Consider the following 13,965-nt stretch of genomic DNA (forward strand, 5'->3'; position numbering starts at 1 on the left):
GGCCATTTCCCCACCCCGCCCCTTCCCGCAGTGACACTTTGCGGCTCCGCCGCGTGGAGGCGCTGCCCCAGCAGCCCCCGGCCAAGTCCAAGGCCCCGCACCCCGCCCTAACCGCCCCCCGCCCCCTCCAGCGGCGGCGAAGTCACCCCGCAGTGCACCCGGCACTCCGGCTCCCCGCACTCCCGTCCCGGCACCCGAACCGTCACCCAGGCGATCACCGCCCCCACCCCCAGCAGCCCCGCACACATCAGCATCGCCCGCCGGAACGTCTCCCCGAACTCCGCCGCCGACCGGTACGCCTCCGGCCCCATCCCCGCCAGCAGCGGCAGCGCCGCCACCGCGATCAGGCCCGCCGCCCGTGCGGCCGCGTTGTTGATGCCGCTGGCCAGCCCCGCCCTCCCCGTGGCCACGGAGGCGAGCACCGTGGCGGTGAGCGGCGCGACCAGGGTCACCATGCCCGCGCCCATCACGAGCATCGCGGGGAGCACATCGGCGACGTACGACGAACCCTCCCCCACGCGCAGCATCAGCAGCATCCCGCCCGCACACAGCAGCGGCCCCACGGTCAGCGGAATGCGCGGCCCAATCACCTGCGCCACTTCGCCGGACTTCGCGGACAGAAAAAGCATCAGTACCGTCGTGGGGAGCAGCGCCGTGCCCGCCTGCAGAGCGGAGTAACCCACCACGACCTGTAGCTGAAGAGCGGTGAGGAAGAAGAATCCGCTGAACGCCGCGTACACGCACAGCGTCACGACATTGATCGCCGTGAACTGCCGCGAGGCGAAAATCGTGAGCGGCATCATCGGCTCGGGCCGCCGCTTCTCGACGTACAGAAAGATCGCGCCGAGCAAGACCCCCGCGACCACGGAGCCCACCACCACGGCCGACGCACCCCGCTCCGGCGCCGCGATCAGGGCGTACGTCACCAGTCCGAGAGCGACGGCCGCGAGCCCGGCACCCAGCGCGTCGAAGCGGCCGTGCGCCTGCGGATCCCTCGACTCCGGTACGTGCTTGAGCGCGACCGGGACACAGAGCGCGGCCAGCGGCACATTCAGCAGGAACACCCAGCGCCAGCCGGGCCCGTCCACCAGCCAGCCACCCAGGAAGGGCCCGACGGCCGCCCCCACCCCGCCGAGCCCGGACCACACCCCCACTGCCCTCGCCCGGTCGTCGGGGTGGAAGGAGGCCTGGATGAGCGCGAGGGAGCCGGGCGTGAGGAGGGCTCCGCCGACGCCCTGGAGGGCGCGTGCGGCGATCAGGAACCCGGCGTTCGGCGCCAGTCCGCACAGCAGCGAGGCCACCGCGAACCACACGATGCCGATCACGAAGACCTTGCGCCGCCCGAACCGGTCACCGAGCGCACCGCCGAGCAGGATCAGCCCGGCGAGGGTGAGCATGTAGGCATTGACGGTCCACTGGAGGGCCGCCAGATCCGCGTCCAGGTCCCTGCCGATGCGGGGCAGGGCGACGTTGACGACGGTGGAGTCCAGCATCGCCATGCCGGACCCGAGCACGGTGGTGAGCACCACCCACCGGCCCCGGTCGGAGGACAGCCGAAGGTCCGGCGGCCGAATGTCCATGCGCGAATCCTCGCGGCTCGCGCCCCGGCGGGCCAGTCGGCGGCCGGCGGTTCGAGGGCCACCTGGGCGGACGGCAACCAGCACCTGCCCACCCTGGCGGCAGCCCCGCGATAACCGGGTAGGGCCCGGTACCGAATCCGCGAATCCGGTACCGGGCCCTACACCACCACGCGAGCGATTACTTGAGCTTCGTGCCCGTCGAGCGCAGGTTCGCGCACGCCTCGGTGACGCGCTTGGCCATCGACGCCTCGGCCAGCTTGCCCCAGGTGCGCGGGTCGTACGTCTTCTTCGAGCCGACCTCGCCGTCGACCTTCAGGACACCGTCGTAGTTGCGGAACATGTGGTCCGCGACCGGGCGGGTGAAGGCGTACTGGGTGTCGGTGTCGAGGTTCATCTTCACGACGCCGTTCTCCAGCGCGGTGGCGATCTCCTCGGCGGTGGAGCCGGAGCCGCCGTGGAAGACGAAGTCGAACGGGGACACCTTGCCGTACTTCTCGGCGACGCCCGCCTGGAGGTCCTTCAGCAGCTCGGGGCGCAGAACGACGTTGCCCGGCTTGTAGACGCCGTGCACGTTGCCGAAGGAGGCGGCCAGCAGGTAGCGGCCCTTCTCGCCCAGGCCCAGCGCCTCGGCGGTACGCAGCGCGTCGTCGACGGTCGTGTAGAGCTCGTCGTTGATCTCGTGGCTGACGCCGTCCTCCTCGCCACCGGTCGGGGTGATCTCAACTTCGAGAATGATCTTCGCGGCGGCGGCCTTCGCGAGCAGCTCCTGGCCGATGGCCAGGTTGTCGGCGAGGGTCTCGGCGGAACCGTCCCACATGTGGGACTGGAAGAGCGGGTTGAGGCCCTTGGCGACGCGCTCGGCGGATACGTCGATCAGCGGACGTACGTACGTGTCCAGCTTGTCCTTGGGGCAGTGGTCCGTGTGCAGCGCGACCGTCACCGGGTACTTCTCGGCGACGATGTGCGCGAACTCGGCGAGCGCGACAGCACCGGTCACCATGTCCTTGGAGTACTGGCCGCCCAGGAACTCGGCGCCGCCGGTGGAAATCTGGATGATGCCGTCGCTCTCGGCGTCCGCGAAACCGCGCAGCGCCGCATGCAAGGTCTGGGTCGAGGTCACGTTGATGGCCGGGTAGGCGAACTTGCCTGCCTTCGCCCGGTCGAGCATCTCGTTGTAGACCTCGGGGGTTGCGATGGGCATCTGTCCGCTCCTTATGACGTGCGGGTGTGTGGTGCTGGGCCCTGACCTGGGGGCGACGTCATCGTCGCCCCCATCTTTCCAGACTCTCGTCGCGGCTCCACCCGCACACTGCCTCGGCATACGACAAGGGCGGACTGTTTCACGTGAAACAATCCGCCCTTAATAAAAACCGCAGGTCAAGCCGGATTACGCGAGCCCGAGCTCATCCAGCGAATAGGCATTGATGTACGGAAGGCCGGCCTCCGCGATCTTCGGAGCCGCGCCCCGCTCCACGATCACCGCGACACCGACGACCTCGCCGCCCGCCTCACGGACCGCCTCGACGGCGGTCAGCGGCGAGCCACCCGTGGTCGAGACGTCCTCGACGACCAGGCAGCGACGGCCCTTGACGTCCGTGCCCTCGATCCGGCGCTGCATGCCGTGCGCCTTGCCCGCCTTGCGTACGACGAACGCGTCGAGCCGCTGCCCGCGCGCGGCGGAGGCGTGCAGCATCGAGGTGGCCACCGGGTCGGCGCCCAGCGTCAGACCGCCCACGCAGTCATAGTCGAGCTCGCTGGTGGCGTCGAGCATCACCTGGCCCACCATCGGCGCGGCCTCGCCGTCCAGCGTGATCCGGCGCAGGTCGATGTACCAGTCGGCCTCGATCCCTGAAGACAGGGTCACCTTGCCGTGCACCACGGCCTTGTCCTTGATCTGCTGGAGCAGCTCACCACGTACGTCAGTCATGCCATGAGCTTAAAGCCGCCGCTTCACAGCCGCCGCCAGGTCCAGATGGTCTCGATCTCCAGCGGCTCGATGGGCGTCACGAACCGGGGCATCGTGTTGAGCCCGTTCGGCGGCCCGGACTGCGGCTCCACGCACACGCCTTCAGCCTGCTCGTCGTACACGACGACCCACTCGGCGCGGCTCGTCACCTTCAGCTCCAGCTGCCCCGGCCAGGTGAGCGTGACGTCCACGCCGTCCGGCATCCCGAAGCAGTCGTCCCACGGGCCGGGCCGGGGCGGGATCCGCTTCCCGGTAGGGATGTGATCATCACCCCGCTCCTCCTGCCAGGCGGGAGCAAAGTCGATCTGGACGTCCTGGACGCCGCCGAGGTTGCGGAGGAACCAGGGGTGCCAGCCCGCCTGCGCCGGGAAGGAATCGCCGTACGTCTCGATCCCCATCGTCAGCGTGAGGGAGTCCTCGGCAAGCCCGAACGCCTGGGTGACCCTGCCCTGGTACGGCCACGGCTCGGCCAGGTCGTACGTGAACGCGGCCTCGCTCTTCTCGGCCCGCGCGGTGTGCCAGGCGGCGTCGCGGCCGGTGCCGTGGATGGCGTGGGGCGGGGAGTTGAGCGGCAGCTGGTGCATGGTCGCGCCGTTGAGGAACTTCCCGTGGTCGAGCCGGCCGCACCACGGCACCATCGGGAAACAGCCGTACCGCTCCCCCTGGCGCAGCAGCTCGGTGCCGCCGATGCGGAGGCCGGCGATGCGGCAGCCGTTGTCCTGGGCGATGGTCAGTTCGGCGTCGCCCGCCGCCAGTCGCGTCTCTTGGGTGCTCACCCTCCGAGCCTAGGGGCTGCGGGCCGGTAACCGGGGCTCCGCCCCGGACCCCGCTCCCCAAACGCCGGAGGGGCTGAGAGTGACCGCGAGCGGCAACACCAGCAAACGCTCAGCGCCTGCGCCGGAGCACCCGGCTCACCACCACCGCCGACGCCAGCGCCAGCGCGGCTGCCGGTGCGATCCAGCGCAGGGTGTCGGTGGTCGACGTCGACTGCGGGGCCGGGACCGGCGCGTAGCGCCCGCGCGGCGGCGCATGGTCGACCTCCTCCGCGCTGCGGCCGATCATCGTGCGCCGCGCATGAGCCGCCTCGGCCGGCGGCTCCGCCGGCGAGGGCACTCCTACGTCCGCCAGCTCAGGCACATCAGACACGTCGGTTACGTCGTCGGCCAGCGGGTCCAGCGACGGTGGCGGCGTCTCCGTCTCGAAAACCGACGGCCGGGATTCCCTGACGGGTTCCCCCACCCCGCCGGCCGGCGCATCCGCCAGCCGGGTGGTGAAGCGGTCCAGCAGACGCTGCGACGCGGACAGCGTCGCCGGTGCGTCGAGCTCCGCGATGCGGCCCTCGCCGCTCGCCGTCCCCGCGTACGTCACCGTCGTACCGCCGTCCGTCTCCGTCAGGCGTGCCGTCAGCGCCAGCTTGACCGAGCCCGTGCCGCGCGCCTCCGTGCCCTCGCCCTCGACGGCGAAGGTGCCGTCCGGCTGCCCGGTGACGCGCAGCGTTCCCCGGTACGTGATCGTGTGGCCGTCGATGCGGACCTTCAGCCGTCCCGCGATCGGGCCGGACGCCTCGTCGGCGTCCTGCTGGAGCCCCGGGACGCAGCGCGCCACCCGGGCGGGGTCCCCCAGCGCCTGTCGGAGGGTCTCTGCCGGAACCGGAACGAACACCTCATGCTCCATGGGAACCGAGCCTACTCACGCCCGCCCGCGATGTACCCGCCTCTGCGTGGAATCCCCACGCGCGATCCGCGGCGTAATCACCGCGTGTAACGCGGATGGACCAGCGTCGAAGGCTGCACCCCCTGAATCCGCGCCCCTTCCGCCGACCGCTCCCCCGACCGCAGCACCGCCGGCGAGAGCGAGCGCAGCCGGGGCGCGTCGGCGGCGAGGCCGAGGCCGGGGCGCGTGCCCCGGCCGGCGAGTACGAAGCCCCAGTCCTGCGGGGCCACCTCCGCGCCCGACGCCCGGTCCGGGCCCCCGGTGAACCCGGAGAGGCGGCCGGTCGTACGGTACGGACGCGTCCGCAGGCCCGCCGCCCGCAGCGTCGCGTCGACCGTCCAGTAGGCCCGCGGCCGGGTCGCCAGCGGCCCCGCGTGGACGACGATGCGCCCACCGCCCGCGAGGACGCGCGACGCCAGCCCGTAGAACTCCTGGGAGTACAGCTTCGTGCTCGGGGTGATGCCGGGATCGGGCAGATCCGAGATCACCACGTCGTACGGCTGCCCCTCCCGCCCCGCCTCCCGCAGCCAGGTGAACGCGTCGGCGGTGTCGACCCGCAGCCGTGGATCCCGCAGGGCACGGTCGTTCAGCGCGGACAGGGCGGCGTCCGTACGGGCCAGCTCGACGACGGCCGGGTCCAGTTCGACCACCGTGAGCGATTCCACGTCCGGGTAGCGCAGCACCTCCCGCGCCGCGAGCCCGTCACCGCCGCCCAGGATCACCACCCGCGCGTGGCGCCCGCGCATCGCGGGGTGGACGAGCGCCTCGTGGTACCGGTACTCGTCGCGGCCGCTGACCCGCAGCCGCCCGTCGAGGAAGAGGTCCAGCGTCCCGCCCGGGCCACCGGTGACGACGATCTCCTGTACGTCGGTCTGTACGGCGACCCGCACCCGGTCCCCGTACACCGCCCGCCGCGCCGCCCGCTCGAAGTCGTCGACGAGGGCGGTCGCGGTGGCGAGCAGCGCCAGCACCACCGCGTTCGCCACGACCAGCAGCCAGCGCTCCCGCCGCGTCAGCTCGTGCCGGAAGAGCCACAGCACCAGCGCCCCGCCCGCCACCGCGTTGACCGCGCCGGTCAGCAGCGCACCCGTCAACTGCCCGAGCAGCGGCAGCAGAAGAAAGGGGAAAGCGAGGCCGCCGACCAGCGCGCCGACGTAATCCGCGGCGAAGAGGTCCGCCACGTCGCCGCTCGCGTCCCGGCGCTCCCCGCGCCGGGCCACGCGCTGGATCAACGTCATCAGCAGCGGAATCTCGGCGCCGATGAGCACGCCGATCGCCAGCGAGAAGCCGACCAGCGCGTACCGCGACCCGCCGAGCCAGGCGAACGTCGCGTACAGCACCAGCGCCGAACAGCCGCCGCACAGCGCCAGCGCGGCCTCCAGCAGGCCGAAGCCCACCGCGGCACGGCACCGCAGCCGCTTGGCGAGCAACGATCCGATGCCCATCGCGAAGACCATCACGGAGAGCACGACGGACGCCTGGGTGACCGAATCGCCGATCAAGTACGAAGCGAGAGCGACCAGTTCGAGCTCGTACACGAGTCCGCACGCGGCGCAGACGAACACCACACCGAGCACCAGGAACCGGCCGGTCCCCGGCCGCACAGGCAGGGCGGCCGGGGCTTCCGGCACCGACAGCGACACAGGCGAATCGATCACCATGCGAACGCTACGTCACGAAGGACTCACCACTCGTCACCCACAAGGGTGCAACTACAGGGTTACAGGCATACGTGCGCCCACCCGTGATCGCGTCACCACCAGTTGCCCCTCCTGTGGATACGCGTGCCACGTTCGCCACCGCACCTGCCCCTCGTATCTCTGCGCCAGCATCGCCGTGAACGCGTGCGGGCTGCCGGGAAACGTTCCCGCGAGCCCGTTGGGATGGTCGGCGACGAGTGCGAGGAGTTCCTGCGCGCGCCCCGCGAACTGGCCCTGGGTGAGGGTCTCGACGCGCGCGGCGAACTCGTACTCCCATTCCCCGAGCCGTTTGGCCACGCCCAGCGGCAGCGGCGTACTGCTGCCGGGCATGCAGGCGACCGTCTCGGAGCAGGAACCTTCGTCCTCCTCCAGAAGCACTTGATGCGAGGCACCGAGGAGCCTCAACTGGAGTACGGCAGCGCCGAGTTGGAGGTCGAGCACGGCCAGGGCCGGCAGCGGCTCGCGCCCCAGCGCCCAGGCGAGGTCGGCGGCACGCGTGTCGGTGTAGGCAGTCTTGAGAGTCGTGAGCATGAGTGGGCTCCGCAGACAGGCATTTGGGAAGGGTGGGCCGGGGTCACCCGGGAGATGAGGTTCGAGGGGATTCGGGGACCGCCTGCTCGGGTCCACATGAGGTCCGAGGGCTGATGTTCTCGACAGCGAGGGAATCATGAAGTGCGCTGCGCTCACAGCGTTTTTACCCAACTTGGAGTGGTTTCCATCCCCTCGGGGGCCAGTCGGTTCATCTGTTCAACAAGAAGGCGCCCGGCGGGAGTTAACCCGCCGGGCGCAAGGGCTTGACGATCGGAACGGTGCTGCTGTGTTACGGGCGGACCGACTGCCCCGTGTCAGTCGCCTCCGCCTCCACCACCGCAACCGCCGCCGCCCCCGCAGGACGAACCGCCACCGCACGACGATCCGCCGCCCCCGTGGCCGCCCTCCCACCAACTGCCCCCGCGAGTGCGGGACCGTCGGCCGCCGCGCTTTCCCGCGACCGCTGTCAGCCCGACAATCACCAGCACCACGATCACCAGCAGGGCAAATTCCACGGCCCCCACCGTCCTTCCGGTCCCCCGAAGCGAGGTGCTCGCTTCTTACGTGTCTTACCTGCGTTACGTGACTGGGGGATGCCCCCGGCCGTCGAAACCCAAAGCAGACTTGAGCAACTCCAGAGCTTCGGCCCAGGATGGCCGCCATGACGACGCCGAGAGACCACACCCCCAGCCCGCGCCCCCTCCTCAACCGCAGACTGGCGGAGTTCGGGACGACGATCTTCGCGGAGATGTCGGCGCTGGCCCTGACGACCGGCTCGATCAACCTCGGCCAGGGCTTCCCCGACACCGACGGCCCCGAGGAGGTACGGGAGGCGGCGGTCCGCGCCCTGCGCGACGGCCGCGGCAACCAGTACCCGCCCGGCCCCGGCATCCCCGAGCTCCGTACCGCGATCGCTGACCACCAGCACCACCGCTACGGCCTGTCCTACGACCCCGACACCGAGGTCCTGGTCACCGCCGGCGCCACCGAGGCCATCGCCGCCTCCCTGCTGGCCCTGCTGGAGCCGGGTGACGAGGTGGTGGCCCTGGAGCCGTACTACGACTCGTACGCCGCGTGCATCGCCATGGCGGGCGGCACGCGCGTCCCCGTGACCCTGCGCCCCCACGAGGGCCGGTACGTACTCGACCTCGACGAAATGCGCGCCGCCATCACCCCGCGCACCCGCCTCATCCTCCTCAACAGCCCGCACAACCCCACCGGCACCGTCCTGACCCGCGAGGAGCTGGCGGCGATCGCCGCGCTCGCCGTCGAGCGCGACCTCCTGGTCGTCACCGACGAGGTCTACGAACACCTCGTCTTCGACGGCGAGCACATCCCGCTCGCGTCGTTCCCCGGCATGCGCGAGCGCACGGTCACCATCTCCTCGGCGGGCAAGACGTTCTCCTTCACCGGGTGGAAGGTCGGGTGGATCACGGCGTCACCCGCTCTGGTGACGGCCGTCAGGTCGGCCAAGCAGTTCCTGACGTACGTGTCGGCCGGGCCCTTCCAGTACGCCGTCGCCGAGGCGCTGCGCCTGCCCGACGCGTACTTCACCGCCCTCCGCGACGATCTGCGCGCCAAGCGCGATCTGCTGTGCGCGGGGCTCGCGGACGCGGGCTTCGAGGTCTACCGCCCCGCCGGGACGTACTTCGTCACCACCGACATCCGTCCCCTCGGCGAGACCGACAGCTTCGCCTTCTGCCGGGCCCTGCCGGAGCGGTGCGGGGTGGTCGCGATCCCGAACGCGGTCTTCTACGACCACCGGGAGGTGGGTGCGCCATTCGTTCGATTCGCCTTCTGCAAGCGGCACGATGTGGTAGAAGAAGCAATCAAAAGGCTGTCTACACTGCGGAAACGCTGATCTCAGCGTCCGGAGCCCGGCACGTCAGGCGGAAGCTCCACCGGTGAGGCGTACCCCTGGGTAGTCCATGCCCAGAGTCGCCCAGAAGAGTTCGCGCTGACGCTGACGCTGTTGCTTCGCCTTGGCCTCACGCTGCCGCTCGTCCTGGGCCGCAAGGTGTGCGGCGTAGTAGGGCCGGATGAGTGCCACCGCTTCAGCGTCAAGGGGTCGGTTGCGCTCTTGGACGTGTGCGGGCAGGCGCTTCGGCTCCGGGGGTGTCGGCTGGGTCGGGACAGTCTGTCCGTCGAAGTAGGCGGCTGAGTGCTTCCCCGGTGTGCGGGGGAACAAGGCGCTGACCAGTTCGAGAAAGCGCACGATAAGGTCTCGCATGTCACAGCTCCTTCATAGCTGTTGGCCACGCCCCGGGGCGGATCAAGACGGGTACCAGCCGTCTCCGTCGCCGGGGTCTGCTGTGCAGCGTAACGAAACTTGTCTACCTTCGTCTATGGCAGTCCGCAGACGTACAGAGGTAGGGCCAGACATGGCCGGTTGTCTACTCTGGCCGCATGTCCGAAAGCGAGATTGACCACGGGTCGCCCATCCCGGTGTACCGGCAGATTGCGGCGCTGATCATTGCCGATATTGAGAGCGGCGCTCTGGTCGTCAATCGCAAGATCCCGTCTGAGTCGGCACTGACTCAGCGCTTCGGGGTCGCGCGGGAAACCGCCCGTAATGCCGTTCGCTTCCTGCGAGAACAGGGCTACGTGTTCACGGTCCCCCAGCGCGGGACGTACGTCGCTGAGCGGAAACCGGACGAGACGACCGGCTAAGGGGGACGCGCCCCGCCCATCCGCCACGGGGGGAGCGGACAGACGGGGCAGTCTGTGAGCTAGGCGCTGGTCCGGAATCGCGCCCAGCTCTGGGCAGCGTTCACCATTCGCGCCGTCCACTCGTTCGGGGTTGCACCCCCAATTTCATCCCAGACGTTCGCGTTGGCCACAGAGAAAGCCGTGACCCCCGCACTGGGCGCACCCTGCCACGCGGGAACTCGTGCCGCCCATTGTTCAGCCGAAGCCGGGTCATGCCCGCCGGCGGCAATCAACCAGATGACCCAATAGCCTGCGTCCAGCCATGCGGCTCCGCGGGTCGCCCATGCCCAGTCAACGAGATGCGCCGTGTCGTCCACGAGCACGTTGGCGTTGTTCAGGTCCGTGTGAAGAAGTGAGTCCCCGGTGAAGTAGTCGAGATCTGCCGGGCTTGCCGCGTAGCGCTCAAGCCTTTGTTCAGCGTGTCGAAGTTCAATGTCCGGGCAGGCGACTTCCCCCAGGCGAACGAGCGCGTCAGCCACCTTCGGGAGATCGGCCGAACCGGGCGAGTAGTCGGCATGGTGACCGTCTAGAGCTTCGAAGCCCAGTAGGTCCCACCCTTCCCGCTCTTCACGCCACAACAGCGCGGGGGCGATACCGCGCACGAACGGGTTCACCTCGGCTTCACGGCGCTGAGTCCAGACGCGCCGGTGATCCTTTCTGAGCCCTTTCACGTAACAGCCGCCGGACTCCGAGAACACGCGCACGGCAACCTCACTGTTGAAGCCTTCCGCCACAGATTCGATCTTCTGTACGGTCCCGGCGTGCTCCGTGATGACAGCCAGCACCGTTGACGGCAGATCTTCAAGAGCGATACGCGTTGTCACGAGTCCTCACAGTTCCTTGGGCTGCCGGGGCGGACCCCACGACGTGTGAACGCCATGGGGCCCGCGCTGGGTGCGGTCTTACTGGTACGGGTTGTCGTTCCCGCACCCGGGGGTGGAGCCGGACGCGAGTGCTTCCACGTCGCTCACGATGATGACGCCTTCCGGCTCCGGGCTTGCCGGTCGGACGGGTGCCGGTACGGCGCTCAGCGTCTGCGGTCGGGCGGTGATCTCGACTGCCACAGCGGTCATTCCGCTGCCTCCTTATCTCCGTGCTGACAGTAGGTGTTCAGTGGTGCCTTCGCGGTCTGGTACGCCTTCGCGAGCGGTCGGCATACCCGACAGGTACCCGACAGTGCGCAACCGGCACAGCCACCAGTGCGAAGCATTTGGGCATCTGCGATAGCTGGCAGACGCGTGAGACCGGCAAGACCTTCCACCATCAGGTTGATGGGGTTCTCACGGCCGATCTTGCACATGGTCACGAAGCCGTTGGGGTCCACGTGGAAGAAGGTGTGTCCCGCCGGGCAGCCAGCGAAGATCGCGGACTTGTCCAGATAGCCGGGTGCCTGGGCGGACAAGGGGTCAGGGTCGCCCGTGTAGGTGGGCGAGATGCTTCCGAACTCTTTCCACGACACGGCGAACTCGTCGGCCATGGCCCGCATGGCTTCAACCTCATGGGCGTTGTGCTTCGTGATGATCAGGGTTAGGTCAACGGCAACGCCGGCTTCCTTTGCTGCCACGAGCCCGTTCTTGACGCGCTTGAAGCCGCCCTTCGTCCGGGTCAGCGCGTCGAAGGTGTCCGGGGTCGCGCCGTACAGGGAGACCGTCACCTTGTGCGGGGGCATGGACGTGAAGAGTTCGAGCATGTCCGACCGGTGCAGCCGTGACCCGTTCGTGAGCACTTCAATCAACATGCCCATGCCGTAGGCGTGCTCATAGGCAGCGCGGAAGTCCGGGTCAATCATGGGCTCACCGCCCGTGAACTGGAGCCACAAGACCCCAGCGTCACGGAGCGTGGTCAAGAGCCGCTGTTTCCCTTCGAGCGGCAGCCCCTGAAACTTCCGCTCAGGGAGGTAGCACATTTCGCAACTGAAGTTGCATCCCTTGTTCAGCTCCCACGTGGCACGGCTGTACCCGGAGCCCGTGACCGGTCGGACGAGCACGGCACGATTGCTCTGCTGTCCGTCGAGATCCACGCCCCATGCCTTCCGCGCTTGCTCGACGAGCCACGCGGGAACGGGGGCGCTGTCCGCCACGGCCTCAGCCAACCCGTGATACATGGCGCTGGGGATCTGCATTCCCGCTCGCGCGCCGGGGCGCACTACAACGAACTTCTCTTCCTGGGGACTTGCGATCACTTCGTGCACGGGTCCTCCGGGTTCCAAGGGGTCCGTCCGGCTGCCAACCGTCCAAGGGAACAGCCGGACGGAGTGGGTTTCCGCTCCGGTCACGGAAGGGGAGTTCACGAGCCCCGCCCCGACGTGTGCCGGGTCTTCCTGGGGGCTCAAACGTGACCGGAGCGGAAGTCAGGGGGTCAGGCTGCCGCGTAGGCGACTTCGCGTAATCGCCAGTCGTCAAGGAACCTGACGATCAATTGGCGTGCTGAGAAGGCGATTGCCGTGGTTCCGTCGTCCACGCTGAAGCGGACGAGCCCGCCCCGGGCGAGCGTTTCCATGGCCACGGCCTGGCCGTTGTAGTCGCTGTGCCAGTTCCGTAAGTCTTGCGGTGCGTCGGGTCTGTCCGCGGGCACTTCTCTCAGCGGTGAGAAGCGGGCCCCCGGTGTGAAGAGCCACGGGGTGGACAGATCCGGGTCCATCAGGTCCGCCACGCGAAGAGCTTGATCACGCATCCACCGAACGGCTAAGCGGGGGCTCTTGGCCTGATAGCCGTTGAGGGGGAAGTCTTTGCCGCTCGCGCTGAGGATGACTTCACACCAGTAGTCGGCATCACTCATGACCCAGACACCACCGGGCGCAAGTTCGCCGGCGACAGATACAACTCTGTACCGCCGTGCTCTGGGCGGACGAACACTGTGAAGACGACCCGGCGCGTTTCCGGGTTCTCCCAGTCTTCCGCTGCCTGAACGATCCCCGTGTGACCAGTGCTGAGATCTTCCACGCGCTTGCCCACAGACCTTCGCGCTTCGTCCTTCGTCACTCTCACCACCTGAGCCCGAAATTCGCAATGGCCACCCGGGCGCTCAGCTCTTCGCGCGAAGTGAGCTTGCGTACGCTCTTCGGAGCCGCGTCCCACTCCTCACCGCTGGTCAGTTCGCGCATCTGTACGTAGCGCGGGGTGACCAGAAGGACGAGACCCATACGCCCCGGCTCTTCGCTGTCGTCTATGGCGTAGTCCCCTTGTTGGGGTCGCACCACCTGAGCCGTCTCCGCCGGGCGCTCCGCGCTCATGACTCCGCTCCCTTCTCGACGAGTTCGGCAAGCCGGGTGACCACGTCGGGGCGAGCGTTGCCCAGCTCCACGAGAACGGTCCCGGTGTGCCCACACGGACTGTCCAACCCCAGGGAAGGCAGGGTGAGACCAGCGTTGAAGAGAGCCCGCCGCAGAGTCGTTACGGCGTCTTCGGCAAGCCCCTGGAGATCACCCGATGACGCGGGGTGCAGCGTGGGAGGACCCAGCGCTTCGGCAAGCCGGAAGGCTTCGTCATGTCGGATGGGTTCAACCACGACGTAGGCGCGTCCGTGTATCGGGTCGCCGGCCCGCATCGGCAGGTAGAAGCCACGCGCCATGAAGGCCGTTTGCAGCTCTTCAGCCAACCGCCCGGCAATCTGCCGGGCTTCGGTGCGGCTGTGGTTCGGGCTTGCTGCCATCGGGAGCTTCCTCACGCGTCATCACCACGTCGGGCGGTGCAACTACCTTCCGTATTCCGATCGTTGCCCTACGCTCGTTAGAGGACTAGAGGGGCAGCTTGGACAAACGCAACTG

Annotated in this window: 16 protein-coding genes; 2 read left to right on the forward strand and 14 right to left on the reverse strand. The window is 68.8% G+C overall.

The window, feature by feature from the left end; translation table 11 throughout:
• Positions 1-107: 107 nt before the first annotated feature.
• The 7 genes from J7E89_RS36360 to J7E89_RS36390 all read right to left on the reverse strand — a co-directional run bounded on the left by J7E89_RS36360 (position 108) and on the right by J7E89_RS36390 (position 7,490).
• Complete coding sequence (locus tag J7E89_RS36360; protein WP_214980257.1) at positions 108-1,580, reverse strand: MFS transporter; 1,473 nt, start codon at positions 1,578-1,580, stop codon at positions 108-110.
• Positions 1,581-1,758: 178 nt separating this feature from the next.
• Positions 1,759-2,781, reverse strand: a complete 1,023-nt coding sequence (gene fbaA, locus J7E89_RS36365) for a class II fructose-bisphosphate aldolase (protein WP_214980259.1) — start codon at positions 2,779-2,781, stop codon at positions 1,759-1,761.
• A 186-nt stretch (positions 2,782-2,967) separates the two neighbouring features.
• Positions 2,968-3,507, reverse strand: coding sequence for an orotate phosphoribosyltransferase (gene pyrE / locus J7E89_RS36370; protein ID WP_214980261.1), 540 nt, complete (start codon positions 3,505-3,507; stop codon positions 2,968-2,970).
• Positions 3,508-3,530: 23 nt separating this feature from the next.
• On the reverse strand, positions 3,531-4,322 hold the full coding sequence (locus J7E89_RS36375; protein WP_214980263.1) for an aldose 1-epimerase: 792 nt from the start codon (positions 4,320-4,322) through the stop codon (positions 3,531-3,533).
• 109 nt (positions 4,323-4,431) lie between these two features.
• Positions 4,432-5,220 carry an SRPBCC domain-containing protein gene (locus tag J7E89_RS36380; protein ID WP_214980265.1) on the reverse strand — a complete coding sequence of 263 codons (789 nt, stop codon included), beginning with the start codon at positions 5,218-5,220 and terminating at the stop codon, positions 4,432-4,434.
• 77 nt (positions 5,221-5,297) lie between these two features.
• The gene (locus tag J7E89_RS36385; RefSeq protein WP_374196975.1) at positions 5,298-6,917 is read right to left on the reverse strand and encodes a polyamine aminopropyltransferase; all 1,620 of its coding nucleotides are present in this window, start codon (positions 6,915-6,917) and stop codon (positions 5,298-5,300) included.
• A gap of 54 nt (positions 6,918-6,971) precedes the next feature.
• Positions 6,972-7,490: a DUF2617 family protein gene (locus tag J7E89_RS36390; protein ID WP_214980269.1), complete on the reverse strand. Its 519-nt coding sequence runs from the start codon at positions 7,488-7,490 to the stop codon at positions 6,972-6,974.
• 652 nt (positions 7,491-8,142) lie between these two features.
• Here J7E89_RS36390 and J7E89_RS36395 point away from each other — a divergent pair.
• Positions 8,143-9,351: a pyridoxal phosphate-dependent aminotransferase gene (locus J7E89_RS36395; protein WP_214980271.1), complete on the forward strand. Its 1,209-nt coding sequence runs from the start codon at positions 8,143-8,145 to the stop codon at positions 9,349-9,351.
• Between the two features lie 24 nt (positions 9,352-9,375).
• Here J7E89_RS36395 and J7E89_RS36400 read toward each other — a convergent pair whose 3' ends face one another.
• A complete protein-coding gene (locus J7E89_RS36400) occupies positions 9,376-9,720 on the reverse strand; it encodes a hypothetical protein (RefSeq protein ID WP_214980273.1) in 345 nt (114 codons plus the stop codon).
• A 176-nt stretch (positions 9,721-9,896) separates the two neighbouring features.
• On the opposite strand from J7E89_RS36400, the gene J7E89_RS36405 reads away from it, so the two are divergent.
• Complete coding sequence (locus tag J7E89_RS36405) at positions 9,897-10,160, forward strand: GntR family transcriptional regulator (RefSeq protein WP_214980276.1); 264 nt, start codon at positions 9,897-9,899, stop codon at positions 10,158-10,160.
• A 59-nt stretch (positions 10,161-10,219) separates the two neighbouring features.
• Here the strand turns inward: J7E89_RS36405 and J7E89_RS36410 are convergent, their stop codons facing one another.
• From J7E89_RS36410 to J7E89_RS41475, 6 genes are all read right to left on the reverse strand, one after another.
• Positions 10,220-11,023, reverse strand: a complete 804-nt coding sequence (locus J7E89_RS36410; protein WP_308315717.1) for an aminoglycoside phosphotransferase — start codon at positions 11,021-11,023, stop codon at positions 10,220-10,222.
• 78 nt (positions 11,024-11,101) lie between these two features.
• A complete protein-coding gene (locus tag J7E89_RS36415; protein ID WP_214980278.1) occupies positions 11,102-11,272 on the reverse strand; it encodes a hypothetical protein in 171 nt (56 codons plus the stop codon).
• A complete protein-coding gene (locus J7E89_RS36420) occupies positions 11,269-12,390 on the reverse strand; it encodes a radical SAM protein (protein WP_214980280.1) in 1,122 nt (373 codons plus the stop codon). The genes J7E89_RS36415 and J7E89_RS36420 overlap by 4 nt, the downstream gene beginning before the upstream one ends.
• A 167-nt stretch (positions 12,391-12,557) precedes the next feature.
• A complete protein-coding gene (locus J7E89_RS36425) occupies positions 12,558-12,977 on the reverse strand; it encodes a hypothetical protein (protein ID WP_214980282.1) in 420 nt (139 codons plus the stop codon).
• A 205-nt stretch (positions 12,978-13,182) separates the two neighbouring features.
• On the reverse strand, positions 13,183-13,431 hold the full coding sequence (locus J7E89_RS36430; protein ID WP_214980284.1) for a hypothetical protein: 249 nt from the start codon (positions 13,429-13,431) through the stop codon (positions 13,183-13,185).
• A complete protein-coding gene (locus J7E89_RS41475) occupies positions 13,428-13,850 on the reverse strand; it encodes a hypothetical protein (RefSeq protein WP_251061571.1) in 423 nt (140 codons plus the stop codon). The genes J7E89_RS36430 and J7E89_RS41475 overlap by 4 nt, the downstream gene beginning before the upstream one ends.
• Between the last annotated feature and the right edge of the window lie 115 nt (positions 13,851-13,965).

This window comes from Streptomyces sp. ISL-100, assembly GCF_018614615.1.
Classification (GTDB): Bacteria; Actinomycetota; Actinomycetes; order Streptomycetales; family Streptomycetaceae; genus Streptomyces.

Coding starts and splice junctions, on each gene's coding strand:
- J7E89_RS36360 (WP_214980257.1), bottom strand. CDS start 1,580: ATGGACATTCGGCCGCCGGACCTTCGGCTGTCCTCCGACCGGGGCCGG.
- J7E89_RS36395 (WP_214980271.1), top strand. CDS start 8,143: ATGGCCGCCATGACGACGCCGAGAGACCACACCCCCAGCCCGCGCCCC.
- J7E89_RS36430 (WP_214980284.1), bottom strand. CDS start 13,431: ATGAGCGCGGAGCGCCCGGCGGAGACGGCTCAGGTGGTGCGACCCCAA.
- J7E89_RS41475 (WP_251061571.1), bottom strand. CDS start 13,850: ATGGCAGCAAGCCCGAACCACAGCCGCACCGAAGCCCGGCAGATTGCC.
- J7E89_RS36425 (WP_214980282.1), bottom strand. CDS start 12,977: ATGAGTGATGCCGACTACTGGTGTGAAGTCATCCTCAGCGCGAGCGGC.
- J7E89_RS36405 (WP_214980276.1), top strand. CDS start 9,897: ATGTCCGAAAGCGAGATTGACCACGGGTCGCCCATCCCGGTGTACCGG.
- J7E89_RS36400 (WP_214980273.1), bottom strand. CDS start 9,720: ATGCGAGACCTTATCGTGCGCTTTCTCGAACTGGTCAGCGCCTTGTTC.
- J7E89_RS36390 (WP_214980269.1), bottom strand. CDS start 7,490: ATGCTCACGACTCTCAAGACTGCCTACACCGACACGCGTGCCGCCGAC.
- J7E89_RS36380 (WP_214980265.1), bottom strand. CDS start 5,220: ATGGAGCATGAGGTGTTCGTTCCGGTTCCGGCAGAGACCCTCCGACAG.
- pyrE (WP_214980261.1), bottom strand. CDS start 3,507: ATGACTGACGTACGTGGTGAGCTGCTCCAGCAGATCAAGGACAAGGCC.
- J7E89_RS36415 (WP_214980278.1), bottom strand. CDS start 11,272: ATGACCGCTGTGGCAGTCGAGATCACCGCCCGACCGCAGACGCTGAGC.
- fbaA (WP_214980259.1), bottom strand. CDS start 2,781: ATGCCCATCGCAACCCCCGAGGTCTACAACGAGATGCTCGACCGGGCG.